This window comes from Trebonia sp. (genome assembly GCF_030042015.1).
Lineage (GTDB): Bacteria > Actinomycetota > Actinomycetes > Streptosporangiales > Streptosporangiaceae > Trebonia.
The window spans coordinates 12,437-34,117 of record NZ_JASIAL010000500.1 but is presented as its reverse complement, the minus strand read 5'-3'; the positions used below and the strand labels follow the sequence as shown (position 1 = coordinate 34,117).

The following is a 21,681-nucleotide window of genomic DNA, read 5'->3' as shown; positions in this document are numbered from 1 at the left end:
CTGTCCGGCCGGCCCGCCACTGTCCGACGGCGCGACGGTGCCGCGCTCCCCTTGACGGCCGTCGGCGGCCGTGCCGCCTTGGTCGCGCCGGGAAGGAGGCTGGGCGGCGCGCGCGTCCGCCGGCCGCTGTCCCGGCCGGCCCGCCTTCGCCGACTCGGCGGCGAACGCTTCCTTGAGCCTGCGGACTACCGGCGCCTCGATCGTCGAGGACGCCGAACGCACGAACTCGCCCATTTTCTCGAGCTCAGCCATGACGGCCTTGCTCTCTACACCGAACTCCTTCGCGAGTTCGTAAACCCGGACCTTCGCCACTATGCTCCTCTGCTCGGCCCTTCCACCGGGCCATTTACCGGATCATCGGCCGATCCGGGGCATAGTGTGCTCCGGGTCGGCGTCAGCTCGTGCCGTTCATCGCCTTGTGCTCATCGAGCGCTCATTAGCTTCTCGACCTGCTTTCCGTACAGGTATCCGTTGTGTCCAGCGTGCTTCCCGTCGCCGTCGACCGTTGCCCGTCCGTCGCCGCCAGTATGTTATTCCAGGGTGTCCGTCCGTGACAGGTACGAAGCAAGCGAAGCGAGGCTGAGCGGGCTCGCAACGTGCAGGGCACGCGAGAACGCCCGGCGCCGCTGCGCCAGTTCGAAGCACGCCAGGCTGGGGTGCAGGTACGCGCCCCGGCCGGGCTGCCGCGCTTGGGGGTCGGGCACGATGCCGTCCCCGGCCACCACCAGGCGAAGCAGGCTGGACTTCGGCGCACGCTCCCTGCAACCGACGCAGGTACGTACCGGGAAACCCCCCGGCTGCTCCGGCAGCTCAGCTCGCACGCCAATCCTCACTTAGTCTACCGTGTCACCGCGGCCAGGGCACCAGGCGAGTCGCCGGCACCGCGGCCACCGGGGCAGGTCAACGCGGCCACGACGCCGCCCAGGGGGCGGCTGACGTCAGGCCGTGAAGCTCACGCCGTCCCGGTGGTGTCGCCGACCCGTCCGACTCCGGCGTCGTGCGCGGCTTCGCCCCCCTGGCGCGGCACTGACCGCGCCTCGCGGGCCGCGACCGCCGCCCCGCCGGACGCGGCCGCGACCGCGGGCTTTTCCTCGGCCGACGCCGGCGCCGCAGATTTCTCATCGGCCGACGCCGGCGCCGCGGGCTTCTCCTCAGCCGGGGCCGCCGCCGGCTCAGCCGTCGCTGTCGCCGGCTCGGCCGGGGCCGCCGCCGGCTCGGCCGCCGCGTCGGACCTGATGTCGATCCGCCAGCCGGTAAGCCGGGCGGCAAGCCGGGCGTTCTGGCCTTCCTTCCCGATCGCGAGCGACAGCTGGTAGTCGGGAACGACCACCCGGGCTTCCATGGCCACCGGATCGACGACGTCGACGCGGGTGACCCGGGCCGGGGAGAGCGCGTTCGCGACGAACTCGGCCGGGTCCTCAGAGAAGTCCACGATGTCGATCTTCTCGCCGTGCAGCTCCGCCATCACGTTCCTGACGCGGCTGCCCACCGGCCCGATGCACGCGCCCTTGGCGTTGACGCCCTGCTGATGAGACTGCACCGCGATCTTGGTCCGGTGCCCGGCCTCACGGGCGATCTTGACGATCTCCACCGCGCCGCTGGCGATCTCGGGAACCTCCAGCGCGAAGAGCTTGCGGACCAGGTCGGGGTGCGTCCGCGACAGCGTGACCGACGGGCCCCTGTGTCCCTTGCGGACCCGCCACACATAGCAGCGGATCCGCTCGCCGTGCACGTAGCGCTCGCCGGGGACTTGCTCGGCAGGCGGCAGCACCGCCTCGATCTTGCCCAGGTCGACGAGCACCGTGCGCGGGTCCTTGCCCTGCTGGATCACGCCGGCCACGATGTCGCCTTCGTGTCCGGCGTACTCGCCGAACGTCATCTCGTCTTCCACGTCGCGCAGCCGCTGCAAGATCACCTGGCGCGCGGTCGTCGCCGCGATCCGGCCGAACCCGGCGGGCGTATCGTCATATTCCCGCGCGCTCGCGCCTTCGGCGCCGCCGACCTCCCGCGCCCAGACGGTGACGTGGCCGGATTTCCTGTCTACCTCCACGCGCGCCGTGGGGCTCGCGCCTTCGGTCTTGTGGTAGGCCATCAGCAGCGCGTCCTCGATCGCCTTGATGACCGTTTCGAGCGAGATGTCCTTCTCGCTCTCGAGGCTGCGCAGCACGCTCAGGTCAATATCCATCGCCGCCAGCTCCAAGGTCCACTTCGTAGGGAAGCTCCGCACCGGAAAGCTCGCCGCCGGAGAGCTCAGCGAGCTCCGCGTCCGGCAACCGCCCGAACTCCACCTGAACGGCGCCGGGCCCGAGGTCGCCATAGCCGAACCTGCGGCTGGCACCGCTCACATCAAGCGTGACGGCGTCGGCGTCCGCGGTGAGCACCCTGCCCTGCACGGTTCCCTCCGCCCCGGCCTTCACCCGGACCAGCCGCCCGGCCGCACGCCGCCAGTGCCGCGGCTCGGTCAGCGGGCGGTCCACGCCAGGAGAGGAAACCTCAAGGGTGTACGGGACGTCTCCCATCACGTTGGCCGCGTCCAGCGCGGCAGACACCTCGCGGCTGACAAGAGCCGCGTCGTCGAGGCTGACGCCCTGGTCGCTGTCGACCACGACGCGCAGCAGCCGCCGTCGCCCGGCGACGGTGATCCGCACCGATTCGAGGTCCATCCCGGCCGCGGCCACCACAGGCTGAATGAGGCCAGCCAGGCGCCTGTCGTCCACCGGGCCGGCGGCGGGGCGGGAGCCACCGGGCATCACGACCTCCTCGTCTGCGAGCCATCCACCACCGAGGCTCTTATATCTTCGCAGGTCCAGCCTATAGGCCGCGGAGGCCGTACGCCGCTACGGACGCAAACCGACGGCAAGCCGGCCGCAGCCTTGACAGCGTCAGCTCCGTGGCATGCTTAGAGCCTATGCTGCGAAGGCGCCAGTTGCTTGCCGCGTCGGCGACGCTGCCCCTGTTTCTCGCGCTGGATGCCTGCGCGGGCCCCGACCCGCTGGCCAGCCCGCCGCCACTGTCCGCGGACGTGCGCGCGCTGTTCGCGGCGGCCTTCGCGGAGGAAAACCTCGTATCCCTATACAAAAGAACGACGGCCGCTTATTCCGCCCTGGCGCCGGCGCTGTCGCCGCTGCTCGCCGAGCACCTGGCGCACCTCGCCCAGCTGCGCGGCCGGATCATCGAGCCGCCGGGCAAGCGGGTGCCGCACACGGTCACGTCGAGGCCGCCGATTCCGGCGACGCGGACGGCCGCCGTTGCCCAGCTGCGCGCCGCCGAGCAGGCCGCCGCCACCGCGCAGGTGCGGCGCCTGGCCGGCGCGACCCCGTCGCTCGCGCAGCTGTACGCCAGCATCGCCGCCTCGGAGTCAACGCACGTCAGCGCGCTGGACCGGAGCGTCAGGTGACGCAAGGGAAAAAGGTCGCCGCGCAGGCGCCGCAGGCGCTGCAGGCGCTGCAGGGCGCGCTGGCCGCCGAGCACGCGGCGATCTACGGGTACGGCGTCGTCGGCGCCATGCTCAGCGGCGCCGACCAGGCCGCCGCGCTGACCGACTGGAAGCTTCACCAGGAGGCCAGGGACACCCTGGAGGCGATGATCGTCCAGCTCGGCGCCACCCCGGTGGCCGCGAGCGTGGCCTACGGGCTGCCCTTCGCCGTGCGGGACGCGCAGTCCGCGCGGCGGCTGGCCGCGGTGCTGGAAGACGGCGTGACCCAGGGATACCTCGGCCTTGTCGCGGTCACGGATCAGACGCTGCGCATGTTCGGCGCGCTCGCGATGCAGCCGCCAGCGAACCGGGCGGCGTACTGGCGCGGGTCTACCGTCGCCTTCCCCGGCATGCCGTCCGGCCAGGTCACGAACGAATGATCGCGGCTGACCCGCCGCGGGGTCTTACTCGCGCCCGCGCGGCAACGCCAGCACCCGGACGATCGCGCTCGCGGCCGCGTCGAGGTCGTCGGCGATCGAGATCCGCTCCGCCCACGACCACCAGAACCACCACAGGCCGTCCTTGCCGCAGTCGACGTAAACGTTCTCTTCCAAGGCTCGTGCGGCCGGGTTCACGACGTACACGCTAGGTACCCGCCCAGGCGGTGCCATGAGCCAGGCATCGAGCCCCCGGTGCGTCAGCTCCTCGGCCAGCTTGTCAAGATAGACAGATCCCGCGTGGTTCCCCTTGGCTTCCACCGTAATCTCCGTCGCTACATATCGTAGTTTTCCCAGGGCAAGACCTACTAGATCGCCCCAGGATGCCGCCCCCGACACGGCTGCGCAACGCGCATGTGCATGTTGCCGGGAAGGACCAAAACGAGATGGTCCCCCTCTATGGTACGAAACGAATTTGGCCGGGGAGCGGTTCAGCGTGCAACACGGTGAGCCGGGATACGGCGCGAGTAAGCGCCACGTACAGCCGGCGCAGGCCATACGCCTCGCCGGAGGCGATGCGAGCGGGCTCGGCGAGCAAAACGTGATCGAACTCAAGCCCCTTGGCCAGCGTGACAGGGACGAGCGTGAGCCGGGTCTCGCCGTCAGCGGGACCCGAACCGAGCACGCCGAACGGCAGGCCCGCCGCGACCAGCGCCGCGCTGACCTGCTCGACCATCGCGTCCGCGCAGATGACGGCAACCGATCCCTGTAGCTGCAGCGCGCGGGAGCTGGCACCAGCAAGCCGCGCACCGAGGGTCCCAGGTGACACGGGCTCGACGGTAAGAGCCCCGGCGTCCTCCCGCAGCGACAAGGCCGGCCGCAGCTCAGGGGCGATCGACGGCAGCAGCAGTGAGGCATAGTCGAGGATCTGCCGCGGCACCCGGTACCCGACGTCGAGCTCGCGCACCGCGGCGCCAGGCTTGCCGAGGTGGGAGAGCAGGGCCGGCCAGGACGTAGCCGCCCACGGTGTCGTGCCCTGCGCGATGTCGCCGAGCACGGTCGCCGACCCGGTAGAACACCGTCGCCCGATCGCCCGGCACTCCATCGGGGACAGGTCCTGCGCCTCGTCCACGACCACGTGGGCCAGGCTCGGCGTGCGCTCGATCAGGTCGGCGGCCTCGTCGATCAGCACGAGGTCGGCGCGGCTCCAGCGCGCCGAACCCGGGCCGCGCGGCGCCGGCGACCAGACGATGGCCTCCTGCTCGGCCTCGGAAAGCAGCCCGCAGGCATGCCGCGCCAGTTCCTGTGCCGCCGACAGCAGGCTGAACACCAGCCGCTTCGCGGCTACCTTCGGCCATATCTGATCGACGCACGCGCGCACAGGGGCCGACCGGCGCACCGCGTCGTGCGTCCGGTCATCGCAGGTCTCACCGGCCGCCTCCAGCTGGCTGAGGATCACGTGGGCGATCCGGTGTCCCAGCAGTTCCCGCCCTGCCCCGTACCGCACCCCGCGCTCCCGCAGTTCGGCCGCCAGCGCCGCCAGCTCGCTGGCCGGGACCCGCCAGCGCCGCGCGCCACGGGCCACGACGAGCGTCTCGGCAGGCTCCCTGATCGATGCCCACAGCGCCCGCCGCAGCACCTCCGCCATCCGGGCGTCGCCCTTCACCACCCCCGCGGCGTCGCTGTCGGTGCCGCGCACCGGCACGGACGCCACGAGGTCGGTGACCGTGGTCTGGGTAACGTCTAGCTCCCCGAGGGCCGGCAGCACATTCCTGATGTAGGAAAGGAAGGCGCTGTTCGGCCCGACGACGACGACCCCGCGCCGAGTCACCTGCTCCTTATGGGCGTAGAGCAGGTAGGCGACGCGATGCAGCCCGACCGCGGTCTTGCCTGTCCCCGGCGCTCCCTGCACGCCCACCGTCTGGCCCACGTCCGCCCGGACGATGTCGTCTTGATCAGGCTGGATCGTCGCGACGATGTCACGCATCGGCCCGGATCGCGGTCGCTCGATCTCGGCGAGCAGGAGTTCGCTCGGCTTTTTTTCTCCCGAACGCTCCGTGGCGCCTGTCCCGGCCACCGGCCTGGCGAACCGTTCGTCTTCGTAGGCGGTGAGTTCTCCCCCGGAGAACCCGAACCGCCGGCGGAGCAGCAGGCCCATCGGCTCCGCCTGGCTGGCCCGGTAGAACGGCCGCGAGACGGGCGCCCGCCAGTCGATCACCACCGGCGTGCCCTCCTGGTCATGCACGTGCCGCCGCCCTATGTGGAACAGTGATCCACGTTCGGAGTCGGCATCCGCCGAGTAGTCCAGCCGGCCGAAGAACAGGGGCGCGTCGGGGAGGTCGCGCAGCGATTCGGCGCGGCGGTACAGGTCCGCCTTGAGGTATTCCAGGGACACCCGGTCCCCGGCCATGGGATTGATCGCGAGCACGTTCTCCCGCATCAGGCGGAGGAACTCACGGGACTGGGCGAGATGGGCGCGCTCGGCGCGGATGATGCCGTCCGGTCCGTCCTCCCCGGCGTCGGCGGGCATGACTGACCCCCTTTTGCTCTGTCGTGGGCGCGAAGCTCGAAACCATAACACTCCTGCCCGCCCAAGTCATCTGGTTTACGCCAGCCGGGCACCGCGGGGAAACCGGTCCTTGCCCGCCCAGATGCCCCCCGACACACTGGGGACATGGGGCAGCTGACCGTGCACGCGGGGGTATGGACGCTCGAGGACCGGTTCGCCTCGCCATGGCACTACCTTCCCGTCGAGGTGGCGCCGGGCACGGCGGCGCTGCGGGTGGAATTCGAGTACGAGCGGGCCGGCGCGATCCTTGACCTGGGGTGCCTGGGTCCGTCCGGGTTCCGCGGCTGGTCCGGAGGCGCCAGGCAGTCTTTTGTCATCGCCGGGGATTACGCCACCCCCGGCTATCTGCCCGGCGAGGTGGAGCCCGGCCTGTGGCAGGTGGTGATCGGCCTGCACTTGGTGCCGCCGCACGGCGTGCGCTACCGGGTGACGGCCGAGCCGTGCAGCGTAAACGGCGACCCCGAGGCGGTTTCTGCGCCTCCGGCGCCGACCAGCAGGCCCGCCAGGCGGGACCTGCCCGCGACGCAGGGGCGGCGCTGGCTCGCCGGCGACCTGCACGCGCACACGGTGCATTCCGACGGCGTGCTGACCGTGCCCGAGCTTGCCTGCTTCGCGGTCGGCCGCGGCCTGGACTTCATCGCTGTCACCGACCACAACACGGTCAGCCACCACGCCGAGCTGCCGGCCGCGACCGTCGGGTACGCGATCACGCTGATCCCCGGCCAGGAGGTGACGACCGCGCACGGCCACGCCGGGGTGCTCGGCGACACCGGCTGGATCGACTTCCGCGGCAGCCCGGACGACTGGCTTGACGCGGCCGAGCGCGGCGGCGGATTGATGTCGGTCAACCACCCGATCGCGGGCCCGGTGAGCTGGCTGCACCAGATGCGGCGCCACCCGCCGCTCGTCGAGGTCTGGCACTGGAGCTGGCTCGACCTGGCCTGGACCACGCCGCTTGCCTGGTGGCAGGCCTGGGACCCGGCGACGATCCCGGTTGGCGGCAGCGACTGGCACCGGCCCGGGTCCGACGCGCCGCCGGGCACGCCCACCACCTGGGTCGAGTGCGCCGACGCCGACCCGGTCGCCATCCTCGACGGGATGCGGGCCGGGCGGGTGGCGATCTCGGCCGAGCGCGACGGCCCGCTCCTGCTGCGGACCGACGGTGAACTGCTCGCCTTCGGCGCGGACGGGCTCGTGCTCGCCGGGCCGGACGGGGCCTACCGCCGGGTGCGCGCCGACATCGCCAGGATGCCCGGCGTGCCCGGCTACCACCGGCTGCTCAGCCCCTCGGGAGCGACCCTGGCCCTGACGCCTTAGCCGGAACGCCCGATGCCGGCGCCGCTTGGCCGCGCGGCGGGGTTTACCCGGCGGCGAGCAGGTCCATCCGCGCGTGCAGCAGCGCCCGGTGCGCGGTGATGTCGTCGGCCTGATCGGGCTTCTCCGGGCACTCGCCCGCCCTGATCGCCCGCTCAAGCCGCTCGCGGGCGTCGGTGGCCTCGATCGCCCCGAAGACCACCAGCGGGTCGTTCTCCACGGCTACCCAGGTCCGGTCGAGCAGGCCGGCCGCGTCGCCGACCCAGGCGTCCTTGATCCGGCCGCCCTTGCCGTGGTCGATAAGCACGGACAGCGCGTGCTCGGCATCCCCGTAGGCGAAGCTGACCGTCACCGACTCCTGGCGGCCGCCGACGTCGCCGTAGTGCCAGCACTTCCCGACGACGGGCGAGCCGATCGCCGCCGCCCAGGCCGGATCCGGCACGCCAAGAGCCGTCACCCGCTCCGCGGCCTCGGTCGCCGCGGCCCGCAGCCCGGGAGACCCGATCGCCCCGAAGATCCGCAGCAGCGCCAGCGCCTCGGGCGTCGCGGTCTCCTCCGCGGCCGGCACCAGCGAGTCGGTCAGCGCCGCCATGACCGCCACCGAGTCGGCAGCCGAGGCCGACAACGCGCCGATCATGTCGGACCCCCACAGCTCGGCCTCAATCGGCTGGCGTACATGGGAAAGCACCTCGTGCGCCTCACTGAGGACCACGCCGAACGCGTTCGACGGCTCAAGAGGCGCGAAAAGCTCCGCGATATCGGGATCATCGTGATCCATGCGGGGTATTTTCGCACGCCGCGTCCTCGCCTGCATGCGGTCCGCCACAACAAATGCCCTATTGTTCAGCTTCGCCGCAGTAGGGCGCATATTTGCACAAACTCGGCAGATATCTCCGGAGCATCTCGGGCGGCGCCGGCCTGGTCGTGGCCGGGACGCCCCCAAGTCGCGCGCGGGGCAGTTCCCTTGCTATCCGCGAGTCCCGCAAATGCCACTTTGCACACTCCATGCATGGACATTCCGGACATTCCGGGCGGCAAAAAGGTCACGGAGTGTGCGAAGTGGGCGCCAGGGGCACGTGTGACCGATGTGACTGCGGGGCAGGGGAGGCGGCCCGGCGGCGGGGGTCAGGCGGCGCGGGCGAAGCAGGCGGCCAGGTGGTCGTTGACTATGCCGCAGGCCTGCATCGTGGCGTAGACGGTGACCGGGCCGGTGAAGGTGAAGCCGTGCTCGCGCAGCTGCGCGGCGAGCCGCTTCGAGGCGGGGGTCCGCGGCGGAATCTCCGCCAGCGTGCGCGGCGCCGCCGGCGCCGCGCCGATGCCGGCGTAGCTCCAGACCAGGTCGCTCAGCCCGGCCGGCAGGGTCAGCGCGGCGCGGGCGTTCGTGATCACCGCGTTGACCTTCGCCCGGTTCCTGACGATGCCCGGATCGGACAGCAGGCGCTGCACGTCGTCCGGGCCGAACGCGGCGACCTGCGCGATGTCGAAGCCCGCGAACGCCGCGCGGAAGTTCTTCCGCTTGCGCAAGATCGTGAGCCACGACAGCCCGGACTGGAAGGCTTCCAGGCTCAGCCGCTCGAAGATCGCCTGGTCGCCGCGGACCGGCCTGCCCCATTCCTCGTCGTGGTAAGCCAGGTACTCCGGGGCGCTCAGCCCCCAGGGGCAGCGCAGCCTGCCGTCGGGGCCGGGCACCGCCGCGCCCTCGGGCTCAGCCATGCGACCGTTCGGGCGGCGGGGCAGCACCCGTGTCATCCGGGGCGCCCGGGACGCCGGGGGCGCCCGGGACGCCGGGCCCGCCGGCCTCGGGCGGCCGGCGCCGGCGCACGCCCACGTACGGGCTGGCCGGCGGCGGCGGCGCGTGCTCCTTGCCCAGGTCGGTGACCAGCTGCTCCAGCGCCACGATCCGCACGTCGCGTTCCCTGATCGACTCGGCGATCCGCTCAAACGCGTCGTCGGTCACTTGCACGTCGTACCCCCACAGCGCCGTCGGCGGGCGGAACAGCACGACGTCCGTGGCGGACACGGGCCCCAGGTCCAGCGGGGCGTGATCGGTACGCTCCGCCGACAGCTCGCCGCCGCGCCCGCGGGCGACAAGCACGACGGCGGCCAGGATGACCACGACGGTGATCAGCAGTACGACAGGCACATAGGCAATCGTGCCACGCTCCCGGCGCGCATTCGCACACGCGGCCCGCATAGCCGCTCCCTGGGCCGGGCGTCAGAGCGCGGACATGTCGGCGTGCGCTTCCTTGATGATCTCGATGACCTCTTCTGTTTCGTCGGCGACCCGGAGCAGGGCCAGCTCGCCGGCCCCGATGTTGCGGCGGCCGAGCATCGTCTCCGACAGCCAGTCCAGCAGGCCGGACCAGTACGCGCTGCCGACCAGGATGATCGGGAACTTGGTGATCTTCCCCGTGGCGACCAGCGTCAGCGCCTCGAACAGCTCGTCCATCGTGCCGAAGCCGCCGGGCAGCACGACGAACGCCTGCGAGTACTTGATGAAGACGGTCTTCCTGACGAAGAAGTAGCGGAACTCGATGCCGACGTTGACGTAGTCGTTGAGCCCGGTTTCCATCGGGAGCTCGATGCCGAGGCCGACCGAGACGCCGCTCGCCTCGGCGGCGCCCTTGTTCGCCGCCTCCATGATCCCTGGGCCGCCGCCGGTGATCACCGCGTAGCCGGCGTGACACAGCGCCGCGGCTATCTCCACGGCCTGCTCGTACTCTGGCGAGCCAGGCGGCGTGCGCGCCGACCCGAAGACCGAGACCGCCATCCCAAGCTCGGCGAGCAGCCCGAAGCCTTCGACGAACTCCGCCTGGATGCGCATGACCCGCCAGGGGTCGGTGTGCACCCAGTCCGAGGGCCCGCGCTTGTCAAGCAGCCGCTGGTCCGTCGTCGTCGCCGGTATCTGCTTATCGCGTAGCGTCACGGGTCCCTGGCGACGAACCCGGCGTGTGTTGTTTCCGCTCATGGCGTTATCCACGGTAGCGCGGTCAGATATCTGCTCCGTGATCGCGGAGGATGGCGTTGAGCTCGGCCTTGTCGTGCCGCTTGCCCTCGGGAAGCCGCCGCAGGACGAGCACGCAGGGCATGCCGAACTCGCCGCCTGGGAACGCCCGCGCCCGCGTGCCGTTCAGGCAGACCGACCACGGCGGCGCCTCGCCGCGGGGCAGTTCCTCACCGGTCTGCACGTCGATGACGTGCGTGCTCCGGCTCAGGTTGGTGGCCGGGCCGAGCACCGCGCCTGTGCGCACCCGCGCGCCCTCCACGATCATCGACCGCGAGCCGATCATGCACTCGTCCTCGACCACGACGGGGACCGCGTTCGGCGGCTCGAGCACGCCGCCGATCCCCACCCCGCCGGACAGGTGGACGTTCTTCCCGATCTGGGCGCATGACCCGACCGTGGCCCAGGTGTCCACCATCGTACCCGCGTCCACGTACGCCCCGACGTTCACGAACGACGGCATCAGCACGGTGCCAGGGGCGATGAACGAGCCCCAGCGGGCGATCGCGCCCGGGACCACGCGCACGCCGTCGAGCCGGGTCTTCAGCGGCACCCTGTCGTGGTAACGGAAGTCGCCGACCTGCGACTGAGCCATCGGCAGCAGCCGGAAGGCCAGCAGGATCGCGCGCTTGGCGCGCTCGTCCACGACGACCTCGCCTGTGACCGGGTCGACGTGGGCCACCCGTGCTTTCCCCGCGTCGATCTCGTCCACGGCCGCCACGACCTCGGCCCGCGCGGCGGAGTCTTCCGGGCCGAGCCCGGCCCGCTGCTCCCACAGGTCGTCGATGACCGGTGACAGCGGGGATTTCGGCGACTGGCTCATGGCGTGCGAGCCTACCGGGTACGGTCGCAGTGTGCCGAGGACCCCGGGGCGCGCCGTGCGGGGCAGCTATCAGCGCCCTTCGTGGCGGCGCCCGCTTATCGTCCTGACCGTGCTCGCGACGCTCCTCGCCGTCGGCGGCTACGCCGCGTACAAGGCATACAACAACTACGTCGTCCGGCTGCTCACCGTGCCCGGCTGCGCGGCCGGGACCGGGGCGAACGCGATACCGCTCGACTTCGGCCAGGCCGCCGACGCGGCGATCATCGCCGGCGTCGCCGAACGCAAGCACCTGCCCCGCCAGGCGCTCACGATCGCCTACGCGACGGCGCTGCAGGAGTCGAAGCTGGAGAACCTGGACTACGGGACCCTGGACTCGGTCGGCATCTTCCAGCAGCGTCCCTCCCAGGGCTGGGGCACCGTCACCGAGCTCGAGGACCCCGCGTACGCGGCAGGCGCGTTCTTCGCCGCCCTGGTCAAGATCCCCGGCTACACGCGGCTGCCCGTCTACGTGGCCGCCCAGGACGTCCAGCACAGCGCCGACGGCTACGCCTACGAGCAGTACGCGCAGACAGGCGCCCTGCTCGCGGCGGAGTTCACCGCGATCCCGCACGCGGTCACCTGCTGGTACAGCCCGGCCACCCAGGCAGCCAACCAGGGCGTGAGCACGCGGCTGAACCTGGCGGCCGCCATCGCGGGGCTGGCGGGGACGTTCGGCCGCCCGCAGCGTGGCGGGCCGGTGCTGGCGGAAAGCACGGCCACTGGTGACGGCTCAGGGACGTTCGCGGTCACGGCGGCCGGCGGGTGGGCGGTGGCCAGCTGGCTCGTCGCCAACGCCGGCTCCTACGGGATAACCCAGGTGCGCTACGGCGGCTACCAGTGGACGGCCGGGCTGACGGAAACGAGCTGGCAGACCGACCCCGGCGGGGGAAGCGGGAGTATTGTCGCCAGCTAGCGCGGGATACGCGGCAAACCGCCATACTGTGAGGTAGCTAGCCTGCTGGGTGGGGCCAGCAGGCGAGTTAGAGTGAAGAAGTTGCGAAGGAGCTCACGTGACCTACATCATCGCGCAGCCATGCGTCGATGTGCTTGACAAGGCGTGCATCGAGGAATGCCCGGTGGACTGCATCTACGAGGGCGACCGCATGCTCTACATACAACCCGACGAGTGCGTGGACTGCGGGGCCTGCGAGCCTGTCTGCCCGGTAGAGGCCATCTACTACGAGGACGACGTGCCCGAGCAGTGGAAGGATTACTACAAGGTCAACGTCGATTTCTTCGAGGAACTGGGCTCCCCTGGCGGCGCGTCCAAGGTCGGCAGGATCGGCAAGGACCACCCGCTGGTCGCGGCGCTGCCGCCGCAGGGCGAGTGACGCTCGCCGAACGGCTCCCCGACTACCCCTGGGACGAACTGGCGCCGCTGCGGGAGAAGGCTCGCGCCTTCCCCGGCGGCCCGGTGGACCTATCGATAGGCGCGCCCGTCGACCCGGTGCCTGACGTGATCAAGCGCGCGCTGTCCGCGGCGGCCGACGCCCCCGGCTACCCGGCGACGGCGGGAACCCCCGAGCTGCGCGAGGCGGCCGCCGGGTGGCTGGCCCGCTGCCACGGCGTCGGCGTCAGCCCCGATTCTGTGCTCCCCGTGATCGGGACCAAGGAGTTCATCGCCTGGCTTCCCGTCATGCTCGGGCTGGGTCCTGCCGACACCGTGCGCTACCCGGCGCTGGCGTACCCGACATACGACATCGGCGCGCGGCTGGCCGGCTGCGGGTCGCTGTCCCGCGACGACCCAGGCGCCCGCGACGCTGCCGATGCCCAGGACGGGTCCGCCGGGGGCGCTAGAGGCGCTGGGGGCGCTAGAGGCGCTGGGCTGCTGTGGGTCAACTCGCCGTCCAACCCGACCGGGCGGGTGCTGCCGGCCGGCCGGCTGCGGGACGCCGTGGCGTGGGCGCGCTCGCGCGGGTGGGTGTTCGCCTCCGACGAGTGCTACCTCGACCTCGGCTGGTCGCTTTCCCCGGTGTCGGTCCTGCACCCGACCGTGACCGAGGGCTCCTTCGACGGCGTGCTCGCGGTGTTCTCGCTGTCCAAGCGGTCCAACCTGGCCGGCTACCGTGCCGGGTTCGTGACCGGCGACCCGTCTTTGGTGTCCCGGCTGCTGCTCATCTGCAGGCAGGCGGGAATGATCGTGCCGGCGCCCGTCCAGGCGGCGATGACCGCCGCGCTGTGCGACGACGCGCACGCGCTGGCGCAGCGGGCCGTGTACGGGGCGCGGCGCGCGATACTGATCGGCGGGCTGACCGCCGCCGGGTTCCGCATCGACGATTCCGAGGCCGGGCTGTACCTGTGGGCCGCCCGCCCTGGCCTGGACTGCTGGGCGGCGTGCGAGCTGCTCGCCGCCGAGTGCGGCATCCTGGCCGGCCCTGGCGCCATGTTCGGCCCCGGCGGCGCCGGGCACGTCCGCCTCGCGTTCACCGCCACCGACGAGCGCGTCGCGGCCGCCGGGATGAGGCTGCGCGCGCTGGCGCGCTAACGTGGCAGGGTGCTGAGGCTTTCCGGCAGTGACATGCAACCCGGGTACCGGGGGGAGCTGCGAGTGCTCGTCGCGGCCCGCCGCACGGGGCTCGGGCAGGTGCGCGCGTATCTCGCCGCGGACATTATCCGCAGGTTGTCCGAACGATCCGGGCTTACTGCCACGGTCGTCGACCTGCTCCCCGACAGCGCGGGCGAGCTGCGCGCCGTCTGCGGGGAGCTGAACATCCACCCGCCGCGGCACACGCTGACGCCGCCTGTCACGGCGGAGCAGCTGGCCGGGCAGTTCGCCGACAGGATCCGCGAGCCGGTGTTCGACGTGGGGGTCAGGGCCGGGCCGGCCGAGCCGGCCGTCGCGGGGCTCGCCAGGCAGTGGATCGAGGTGGCGGGCTGGGCAGCCGGCGCCGGCGACGCGGCAGCAAGCGGGCTGCGGGAGCGGCTGGGGCTCGGGGAGGAGCCACTGTCCGTTCGGCTGAACCTCATGCGGCATGGGTACGGGCAGGCGATCGGGCGCGGCGGGGACCCCGGCGGGGCGGCGAAGACCATCGCGCGCTGGCGGGAGCTTGTCGCCGGGTGGGCGCGGTCACCGAGCGGGCCGATGTCGCGGCGGTACGGCGAGGCGATCGGCGCCGCGATCGCGGACGACCTGGACACGGCGGCCGCGCTTGGCGAGCTTGCGGCGCTCGCCGACGACCCGGACGTCGCCGACGGGGTGAAGTTCGAGACGTTCGCGGCGGCGGACCTGCTGTTCGGGCTGGACCTGGCGCGCGACATCGGCCGCTGAGGCGGCGCCGCGGGCGCGTGTCCCGGCCGGCGCAACGAATGGCCGTCAATCGGCGGGAAAACGCAACGAATCGACGCCGGGACGCATGACCGCGCGCTGTCATCGCGGCTGGTCCGCTCCATACGCTGGCGGCATGGTGAACGACGAGACGCGCCGGGTCGCGACGGCCCGGACCTACCTGATGTGCCCGCCGGCGCACTTCGCCGTGACGTATGCGATCAACCCGTGGATGCGGCCCGATGAGCCCGCCGACGCGGGGCTCGCGCTGAGCCAGTGGGAGCGGCTGCGGCAGGTCTACCTCGACCTCGGGCATGACGTCCGGGTCATCGAGCCGGTGCCCGGGCTGCCGGACATGGTCTTCGCGGCCAACGGGGCGACGGTCGTGGACGGGACCGTGCTCGGCGTCCGGTTCCGGCACCCGCAGCGGGCCGCCGAGGCCGGGGCGTACCTCGACTGGTTCCTGGCGGGCGGCTGGCGGGTGGCGGGCCCGCCCGCGCATTACAACGAGGGCGAGGGGGACATCCTAGTCGCCGGGCGCACGCTGCTCGCCGGGCACGGGTTCCGCAGCGAGGAGGGCGCCGCGGCCGAGCTCGCCGCGGTGTTCGGCCTGCCGGTGGTGAGCCTGCGGCTGGTCGACCCGCGGTTCTACCACCTGGACACCGCGCTGTGCGTGCTTGACGCGAGCACCGCGATGTACTACCCCGCCGCGTTCGACGACGCCGGGCGGGCGATGCTCGGCTCGGTGTTCGCCGAGCTGATCGAGGCCAAGGACGAGGACGCCGAGGTGCTCGGGCTGAACGCGGTCAGCGACGGGTACCACGTGGTGCTCGCCGCGCAGGCGACCGGCCTGGCCAGGCAGCTGTCCGCGCGCGGGTTCGCGCCGGTCCCCGTCGACATGTCGGAACTGCGCAAGGCGGGCGGCGGCGCCAAATGCTGCACGCTCGAGCTGAGAGGAGCCCGGGGATGACGCAGACGCTGCCGGACCTTGACCTTGACCTGGCCGGGCTGACGCGCGAGTACAGCGCGCACAACTACCACCCGCTGCCCGTCGTCGCCGCCAGCGCGGCCGGGGTCTGGGTGACCGACACCGGCGGCCGGCGCTACCTGGACATGCTCGCCGGGTATTCGGCGCTGAACTTCGGGCACAGGCACCCGCGGCTGGTCGCCGCGGCCGCGCGGCAGCTCGACCGGGTCACGCTGGTGAGCAGGGCGTTCGACCACGACCAGTTCGGGCCGTTCTGCGCGGAGCTGGCGCAGCTGTGCGGGATGGACATGGTGCTGCCGATGAACACCGGCGCCGAGGCGGTCGAGACGGCGATCAAGGTCTCCCGCAAGTGGGGGTATGAGGTTCGCGGGGTGCCCGCCGGCCAGGCGGTGATCGTGGTGTTCGACGGGAACTTCCACGGGCGGACCACCACGATCGTGTCGTTCTCATCCGACCCGGACGCGAAGTCCGGGTTCGGGCCGTACACGCCCGGGTTCGTGTCGGTCCCGTACGGGGACCTGGCCGCCCTGGAGTCCGTCTTCGCCACCTGCGGGCCGCGGATCGTCGCGGTGCTGGTCGAGCCGATCCAGGGCGAGGCCGGCGTGGTCGTGCCGCCGCCCGGGTTCCTTGCCGGGGTGCGGGCGCTGTGCACGGCGGCGGGCGCGCTGATGATCGCGGACGAGATCCAGTCCGGGCTCGGCCGGGTGGGTGCCACGTTCGCCTGCTCGCTTGAGGGGATCGTGCCTGACGCCTACCTGCTTGGCAAGGCGCTGGGCGGCGGCATCGTGCCGGTGTCGGCGATGGTGTCCTCGCGGTCTGTGCTCGGCGTGCTGCGGCCCGGCCAGCACGGCTCGACGTTCGGCGGGAACCCGCTGGCGTGCGCGGTGGCGCGGGAGGTCGTCGCGCTGCTGCGGACGGGGGAGTACCAGGCCCGTTCGGCCGCCCTCGGCGAGCGGTTCCACGCCCGGCTGGCGTCCTTGCCGTCGTCGGCCGTCTCGTCGGTGAGCGGGCGCGGGCTGTGGGCCGGGGTGTCGTTCGCCTCCCTCGACGGGCGGGCGGTGTGCGAGCGGCTGGCCAGCCTCGGCGTGCTCGCCAAGGAGACGCACGGCCGCACGATCCGGCTGGCGCCGCCGCTGGTGATCACGGAAGACGAGCTCGACTGGGGGCTTGAGCGCCTCAGCGAGGCGGTGCTGGCCTGCTAGCCGCGGGCCGGGGCCGGGGCGAGACTCAGCGGCGGCGGGGCTGGGCGCGGGCCCACAGGACGAACCCGGCCGCGGCGCCGACCGCCGCCGCCAGCGCGCCGCCGTACAGGTACCACTCCCCCGGTGTCGTGGCGGTAATCAGGACGCTCCCGTTGGAGACCGGCATCGACAGCACGAACGAGGCCACGATCCAGCCGACGGCGGGGGCGAGCCCGCCACCGAAGGAGCGCATCCCCCAGGCGCCGAGCACGCACGTGATGAAGATCGCGGCGTCGAGGAGGATCGCCACCAGCGGAGCGGGGCCGCGGCCGTACTGGAAGCTGCCGATCACGCCCTGCACGGCGCCGAGCAGGAACAGCACCAGATACCCGGCGGCCGTGAGCGCGCGGTGCCCTTGTCGCGGCAGGCCCTGCGAAGTCCCCATGAACCAGCAGGCTACCCAGTCCGCGGCACGTCAGCGCGCGAAGAGGTCGCGCTCGTAGGGCTCGCCTGCGCGGCGGGGCCTTCGCTGGCCGCGCGGCCCTTCGAGCAGCGTGTAGTACTCGGTCCCGTCCGCGCGCAGCCCGAGGCCGTTGGACAGCGCGAAGAACTCGCCGTCCACGGCGAGCTGCGTCTCGTGCGCCCGCATCGCGGCCAGCTTGGCGCCCAGGTAGGCGGTCGCGTCGATCGCCGTCGTGACCTGGTCGTCGGGGACGCCCGCCACCATCTCCGTGACGGGCTTGAACCGCGAGTCCGCGGGCAGCCTGACCGTCTCGGCGAGCACGGAACGCGGCACCGCGGTCGCGTAGAACTTCGCCGTCTCGCCGGCCATCTCGTGGGCGCGCCAGGCGACCCGGTGCGCCTGGATGTGGTCCGGATGGCCGTAGAAGCCGTTCGCGTCGTAGGTCACGATCACGTCGGCCGCGACCTGCGCCGCGATCGCCGCGAGCTCGCCGGCGGCCTCGTCCACGTCCGCCTGCCAGAAGCAGCGCGGGTCGTCGTTGTCCGGCAGCCCCATCATCCCGGAGTCCCGCCACCGTCCCGGGCCGCCGAGGAACCGGTGGTCGGGCACGCCGAGCGCCGCGCACGCCCTGGCGAGCTCGCCGATCCGGTGCTGGCCGAGCTCGTCGGGCTTCAGGTGCGCGAGCGCGGGCGGGATGATCTCCCCGAGCTCGCCGAGCGTGCAGGTCACGAGCGTGACCCGGGCACCTTCTGCCGCGTACTTGGCCATGGTGGCGCCGGTGCCGATCGACTCATCGTCCGGGTGGGCGTGCACGAGCAGCAGGCTGCGTTCTGCCATCGTCCCCCTCAGCTTGCAGGCCATGACAGTGGCCATGATCATGGGTCGCTGGTGCCGTATACGACCACTTTTGACCCATGATCATGATTACCGACGCCCGCGTTACAAGTTCTGTATATCAATTTGTGTACGGGCGGTCGCGCGTCCGCGTTGCTAGTTGCCCCCGGCCCCCGGCCCCCGGCCGCCCGCTACCGCGGGAAGCTGGCAAGATCGCAGGTATGACGGACAGCTTCCCCCGGCAGCAGGCCCGGACCCGGCGGTTCACGCTCGGGGCGCCGCGGGCCTTCCAGGTGTCGCCGGACGGCGCGCGCGTGGCGTTCCTGCGCTCCAAGGGCGGCGACGACCCGGTGACCTGCCTGTGGGAAGCCGACGCCGCGACCGGCGCCGAGCGCCTGGTCGCCGACCCCGCCGCGCTCGGCGCCGAGGAGGAGAACCTGCCGCCAGAAGAGCGCGCCCGCCGGGAGCGGGTGCGGGAGACGGCCGCCGGCATCGTGTCGTACGCGACAGACGCCGCGCAGCACCTGGCGGTGTTCGCGCTGTCCGGGCAGGTGTACGCGGCGCCCCTGGGGGAGGCGCAGGCGCCGCCGCGGGCGGTGCCGGCCCGCGCCCCGGCGCTTGACCCGCGCCCTGACCCGGCCGGGCGCAAGGTCGCCTACGTGCACGAGGGGGCGGTGCGCGTCATCGAGCTGGCGACGGGGCAGGACCGCCTGGTCGCCGGGGCGGACGGGGACGGGGACGGCGTCACGTTCGGCCTCGCCGAGTTCGTCGCCGCCGAGGAGATGGGCCGGGCCCGCGGCTACTGGTGGTCCCCTGACGGCAGCCGGCTGCTGATCGCGCGGGTGGACGAGTCGCCGGTGCAGCGCTGGCACATCGCCGACCCGGCGAACCCCGGGCGCGCGCCTGCCGCCGTCGGCTACCCCGCCGCGGGCACGGCGAACGCCGCCGTGTCGCTGATCATCGCCCCGGCCGACGGCGCCGCCCCTGGCGGCGCCGGGGCGCCCGCGGCCGCGATCGCGGCCGGCTGGGATCCCAGGGAACTGCCGTACCTGGTCGCCGCCTGCTGGGACGCCGACCTGCTCATCGTCGTGCAAAGCCGCGACCAGAAGACCATGCGGGTCATCGACGCGGCCACCGGCGAGGTCATCCGCGAGGACACCGACCCGCACTGGACCGACATCGTCGACGGCGTCCCGGCCCAGCTGAGCGACGGCCGCGTCGTGTGGACGCAGGTCAGCGAGGACACCCGCCGGCTGATCGTCGCCCCGGCGGCCGAGCTGGCGACCGCCGCGCCGGTCACCCCGCCTGGCCTGCAGGTCAGGGAGATCCTCGGCACCGACGGGCAGGCGGTGCTGCTGCTCGGCTCGACCGAGGCCACCGAGGTCGGCGTGTGGCGCTACTCCCCCGACGGCCTGGCCGCGGTCGCGACCGCGCCCGGCCTGCACAGCGCCCGCGAGGCCGGCGGGACCACCGTGGTCAGCGGCAGGACGCTGGAGGGGAACCAGCTGTCCGTTCGGATCAATAGGAATGAAAAAACGACGGGACAGATCGCCTCGCTGGCGCAGGAGCCGAACCTGCCGCGCCCGCGGCCGCACTTCCTGGACGCCGGGCCGGCCGCGGTCCGCACCGCGGTGCTGTTCCCCTCCTGGCACGAGCCGGGCACGAGGCTGCCCGTGCTCATGGACCCGTACGGCGGCCCGCACGCGCAGCGGGTGGTCAAGAGCGCCGGCGCGTTCCTGACCTCGCAGTGGTTCGCCGAGCAGGGGTTCGCGGTCGTGGTGGCGGACGGCAGGGGCACGCCCGGCCGCGGGCCCGCCTGGGAGCGGGCGGTGGCCGGCGACCTCGCCACCGGCATCCTGGCGGACCAGGTCACGGCGCTGCACGCGGCCGCGGCGGCGTTCCCCGACCTGGACGCGCACCGGGTCGGCATCCGCGGCTGGTCGTTCGGCGGGTACCTGGCGGCCCTGGCCGTGCTGCGGCGTCCCGATGTCTTCCACGCGGCGGTCGCGGGCGCGCCGGTCACCGACTGGCGGCTGTACGACACCCACTACACCGAGCGGTACCTCGGCGACCCCGCGGACAATCCGGCTGGCTACGAGGTAAGTTCGCTGACCAGTGATCCGGAACGGGCCGTGGCGTCTGTCACCCGCCCGTTGCTGATCATCCACGGGCTGGCCGACGATAACGTGTTCGTCGCGCACTCGCTGCGCCTTTCCTCGGCGCTGCTGGCGGCGGGGTACCCGCATTCGGTGCTGCCGCTGTCCGGTGTGACGCACATGACCCCGCAGGAGGTCGTCGCGGAGAACCTGCTGCTGCTGCAGGTGGAGTTCCTGCGGTCGGCTCTTTCCGGCGGCGGCGGAATGTAGCCAGTCTCACATGCTGGAAGGGCCGTCCGATGCGGCATCCTGAGACTAACTGGAATAGGTTCATGGACGTCGCCATGCGCGGGCACCCCCGGTCCGTCCATTCGGGGCGAGGGGCGGCCCGGATACGCGTCGCGTTACGATCACGCTCAAGGCTCCGAGGACGCTGAAGTATGACTCAAATATCGGAAGCGCCGGCTAGAACGCGGGCGCAGATCTCCGACCGGACCCTCCGCAAGGACAGGTGGTGGCAGGCGCCGGTCGTCGTCGTGACGCTGCTGACCATCTGGCTGACCTACGCGACGGTCCGCGTGTTCACCGGACACTGGTACTACGTACCGCAGTACCACTATCTCACGCCGTTCTACTCGCCCTGCGTCAACGGCGAGTGCCTGCCGGAGGCGTCGACGCTTGGCAGGTGGATCCCCGCCGTACCCCCGGTTATCCCGTACGCGTTCGTCTCGCTGGTGTTCGTGCTCGGGTTCCGGCTGAGCTGTTACTACTACCGGCGCGCCTACTACCGGTCGTTCTGGCAGTCCCCGCCTTCGTGCGCGGTGCGCGAGCCGCACGCGAGGTACACCGGCGAGACCAGGTTCCCGCTGATCGTGCAGAACCTGCACAGGTACTTCTTCTACGTGGTGCTCGCGATCTCGCTGCTCAACACCTGGGACGCGGCCCAGGCGTTCCGCGGGCCGGACGGGAACTTCGGGTTCGGCCTCGGCTCGCTCATCATGCTGGCGAACGTGATCCTGCTGTGGTGCTACACGCTGTCCTGCCACTCCTGCAGGCACATCACGGGCGGCCGGCTGAAGCACTTCTCCAAGCACCCCGTCAGGTACTGGATCTGGACGAAGGTGTCCTGGCTGAACGCGCGGCACATGCAGCTCGCCTGGATCACGCTCGGCACGCTGATGCTGACCGACCTGTACATCATGCTTGTCGCCAGCGGCGCCATCTCCGACCCTCGAATCTTCAATTGAGCCGAA

The 21,681-nt window shown here is 72.0% G+C and carries 23 protein-coding genes and 1 pseudogene; 11 read left to right on the top strand and 13 right to left on the bottom strand.

The window, feature by feature from the left end:
- The 4 genes and pseudogenes from Q1N79_RS26880 to rimP form a co-directional block, all read right to left on the bottom strand.
- Nucleotides 1-312 (bottom strand): translation initiation factor IF-2 N-terminal domain-containing protein (locus tag Q1N79_RS26880; protein ID WP_300613766.1); only part of this gene is annotated, 312 nt, incomplete at its 3' end.
- A 218-nt stretch (nucleotides 313-530) separates the two neighbouring features.
- The gene (locus Q1N79_RS26875) at nucleotides 531-821 is read right to left on the bottom strand and encodes a YlxR family protein (protein ID WP_300613765.1); all 291 of its coding nucleotides are present in this window, start codon (nucleotides 819-821) and stop codon (nucleotides 531-533) included.
- Between the two features lie 404 nt (nucleotides 822-1,225).
- Nucleotides 1,226-2,185, bottom strand: a pseudogene (nusA, locus tag Q1N79_RS26870) (transcription termination factor NusA); the annotation flags it as partial.
- Nucleotides 2,175-2,750 (bottom strand): ribosome maturation factor RimP, encoded by a 576-nt coding sequence (rimP, locus tag Q1N79_RS26865; RefSeq protein ID WP_300613763.1) that lies wholly within the window; start codon nucleotides 2,748-2,750, stop codon nucleotides 2,175-2,177. The gene rimP and the pseudogene nusA, both read right to left, overlap by 11 nt.
- 158 nt (nucleotides 2,751-2,908) lie before the next feature.
- Here rimP and Q1N79_RS26860 point away from each other — a divergent pair, with 158 nt between their 5' ends.
- Together Q1N79_RS26860 and Q1N79_RS26855 are read left to right on the top strand one after the other, a co-directional pair.
- Complete coding sequence (locus Q1N79_RS26860) at nucleotides 2,909-3,397, top strand: hypothetical protein (protein ID WP_300613761.1); 489 nt, start codon at nucleotides 2,909-2,911, stop codon at nucleotides 3,395-3,397.
- A complete protein-coding gene (locus Q1N79_RS26855) occupies nucleotides 3,394-3,855 on the top strand; it encodes a ferritin-like domain-containing protein (RefSeq protein ID WP_300613759.1) in 462 nt (153 codons plus the stop codon). The genes Q1N79_RS26860 and Q1N79_RS26855 overlap by 4 nt, the downstream gene beginning before the upstream one ends.
- A gap of 24 nt (nucleotides 3,856-3,879) precedes the next feature.
- Here Q1N79_RS26855 and Q1N79_RS26850 read toward each other — a convergent pair whose 3' ends face one another.
- Together Q1N79_RS26850 and Q1N79_RS26845 are read right to left on the bottom strand one after the other, a co-directional pair.
- Entirely contained in the window at nucleotides 3,880-4,173 is a 294-nt protein-coding gene (locus tag Q1N79_RS26850) for a hypothetical protein (protein ID WP_300613757.1), read from the bottom strand.
- A 136-nt stretch (nucleotides 4,174-4,309) separates the two neighbouring features.
- Nucleotides 4,310-6,382, bottom strand: coding sequence for an ATP-binding domain-containing protein (locus Q1N79_RS26845; RefSeq protein ID WP_300613755.1), 2,073 nt, complete (start codon nucleotides 6,380-6,382; stop codon nucleotides 4,310-4,312).
- 144 nt (nucleotides 6,383-6,526) lie between these two features.
- Between Q1N79_RS26845 and Q1N79_RS26840 the strand changes: the two genes are divergently transcribed.
- Entirely contained in the window at nucleotides 6,527-7,738 is a 1,212-nt protein-coding gene (locus tag Q1N79_RS26840) for a CehA/McbA family metallohydrolase (protein ID WP_300613753.1), read from the top strand.
- Nucleotides 7,739-7,781: 43 nt separating this feature from the next.
- Here Q1N79_RS26840 and Q1N79_RS26835 read toward each other — a convergent pair whose 3' ends face one another.
- From Q1N79_RS26835 to Q1N79_RS26815, 5 genes are all read right to left on the bottom strand, one after another.
- A complete protein-coding gene (locus Q1N79_RS26835; protein WP_300613751.1) occupies nucleotides 7,782-8,513 on the bottom strand; it encodes a hypothetical protein in 732 nt (243 codons plus the stop codon).
- A 347-nt stretch (nucleotides 8,514-8,860) separates the two neighbouring features.
- Nucleotides 8,861-9,448, bottom strand: a complete 588-nt coding sequence (locus Q1N79_RS26830; RefSeq protein ID WP_300613749.1) for a DNA-3-methyladenine glycosylase I — start codon at nucleotides 9,446-9,448, stop codon at nucleotides 8,861-8,863.
- A complete protein-coding gene (locus tag Q1N79_RS26825; protein ID WP_300613747.1) occupies nucleotides 9,441-9,878 on the bottom strand; it encodes a hypothetical protein in 438 nt (145 codons plus the stop codon). The genes Q1N79_RS26830 and Q1N79_RS26825 overlap by 8 nt, the downstream gene beginning before the upstream one ends.
- 72 nt (nucleotides 9,879-9,950) lie before the next feature.
- Nucleotides 9,951-10,703 carry a TIGR00730 family Rossman fold protein gene (locus Q1N79_RS26820; protein ID WP_300613745.1) on the bottom strand — a complete coding sequence of 251 codons (753 nt, stop codon included), beginning with the start codon at nucleotides 10,701-10,703 and terminating at the stop codon, nucleotides 9,951-9,953.
- A 22-nt stretch (nucleotides 10,704-10,725) separates the two neighbouring features.
- Nucleotides 10,726-11,562 (bottom strand): 2,3,4,5-tetrahydropyridine-2,6-dicarboxylate N-succinyltransferase, encoded by an 837-nt coding sequence (locus Q1N79_RS26815; RefSeq protein WP_300613743.1) that lies wholly within the window; start codon nucleotides 11,560-11,562, stop codon nucleotides 10,726-10,728.
- Nucleotides 11,563-11,671: 109 nt separating this feature from the next.
- Here Q1N79_RS26815 and Q1N79_RS26810 point away from each other — a divergent pair, with 109 nt between their 5' ends.
- The 6 genes from Q1N79_RS26810 to rocD all read left to right on the top strand — a co-directional run bounded on the left by Q1N79_RS26810 (nucleotide 11,672) and on the right by rocD (nucleotide 17,056).
- Nucleotides 11,672-12,514 carry a hypothetical protein gene (locus tag Q1N79_RS26810; RefSeq protein ID WP_300613741.1) on the top strand — a complete coding sequence of 281 codons (843 nt, stop codon included), beginning with the start codon at nucleotides 11,672-11,674 and terminating at the stop codon, nucleotides 12,512-12,514.
- A 97-nt stretch (nucleotides 12,515-12,611) separates the two neighbouring features.
- On the top strand, nucleotides 12,612-12,932 hold the full coding sequence (gene fdxA / locus Q1N79_RS26805; RefSeq protein ID WP_300613740.1) for a ferredoxin: 321 nt from the start codon (nucleotides 12,612-12,614) through the stop codon (nucleotides 12,930-12,932).
- Nucleotides 12,929-14,086 carry a succinyldiaminopimelate transaminase gene (gene dapC, locus Q1N79_RS26800; protein WP_300613738.1) on the top strand — a complete coding sequence of 386 codons (1,158 nt, stop codon included), beginning with the start codon at nucleotides 12,929-12,931 and terminating at the stop codon, nucleotides 14,084-14,086. The genes fdxA and dapC overlap by 4 nt, the downstream gene beginning before the upstream one ends.
- Before the next feature lie 9 nt (nucleotides 14,087-14,095).
- Entirely contained in the window at nucleotides 14,096-14,869 is a 774-nt protein-coding gene (locus Q1N79_RS26795) for a hypothetical protein (protein ID WP_300613737.1), read from the top strand.
- 133 nt (nucleotides 14,870-15,002) lie between these two features.
- Nucleotides 15,003-15,836: a dimethylargininase gene (gene ddaH / locus Q1N79_RS26790; RefSeq protein WP_300613735.1), complete on the top strand. Its 834-nt coding sequence runs from the start codon at nucleotides 15,003-15,005 to the stop codon at nucleotides 15,834-15,836.
- The gene (gene rocD / locus Q1N79_RS26785; protein ID WP_300613733.1) at nucleotides 15,833-17,056 is read left to right on the top strand and encodes an ornithine--oxo-acid transaminase; all 1,224 of its coding nucleotides are present in this window, start codon (nucleotides 15,833-15,835) and stop codon (nucleotides 17,054-17,056) included. Before ddaH ends, rocD begins: the two co-directional genes overlap by 4 nt.
- Before the next feature lie 25 nt (nucleotides 17,057-17,081).
- Here rocD and Q1N79_RS26780 read toward each other — a convergent pair whose 3' ends face one another.
- Nucleotides 17,082-17,480, bottom strand: a complete 399-nt coding sequence (locus Q1N79_RS26780) for a DUF6113 family protein (RefSeq protein ID WP_300613731.1) — start codon at nucleotides 17,478-17,480, stop codon at nucleotides 17,082-17,084.
- 30 nt (nucleotides 17,481-17,510) lie between these two features.
- The gene (gene mshB / locus Q1N79_RS26775; RefSeq protein ID WP_300613729.1) at nucleotides 17,511-18,335 is read right to left on the bottom strand and encodes an N-acetyl-1-D-myo-inositol-2-amino-2-deoxy-alpha-D-glucopyranoside deacetylase; all 825 of its coding nucleotides are present in this window, start codon (nucleotides 18,333-18,335) and stop codon (nucleotides 17,511-17,513) included.
- Between the two features lie 218 nt (nucleotides 18,336-18,553).
- On the opposite strand from mshB, the gene Q1N79_RS26770 reads away from it, so the two are divergent.
- Both Q1N79_RS26770 and Q1N79_RS26765 read left to right on the top strand, forming a co-directional pair.
- Nucleotides 18,554-20,698 (top strand): S9 family peptidase, encoded by a 2,145-nt coding sequence (locus tag Q1N79_RS26770; RefSeq protein WP_300613727.1) that lies wholly within the window; start codon nucleotides 18,554-18,556, stop codon nucleotides 20,696-20,698.
- Between the two features lie 170 nt (nucleotides 20,699-20,868).
- Nucleotides 20,869-21,675 (top strand): hypothetical protein, encoded by an 807-nt coding sequence (locus Q1N79_RS26765; protein ID WP_300613725.1) that lies wholly within the window; start codon nucleotides 20,869-20,871, stop codon nucleotides 21,673-21,675.
- Nucleotides 21,676-21,681 lie beyond the last annotated feature (6 nt).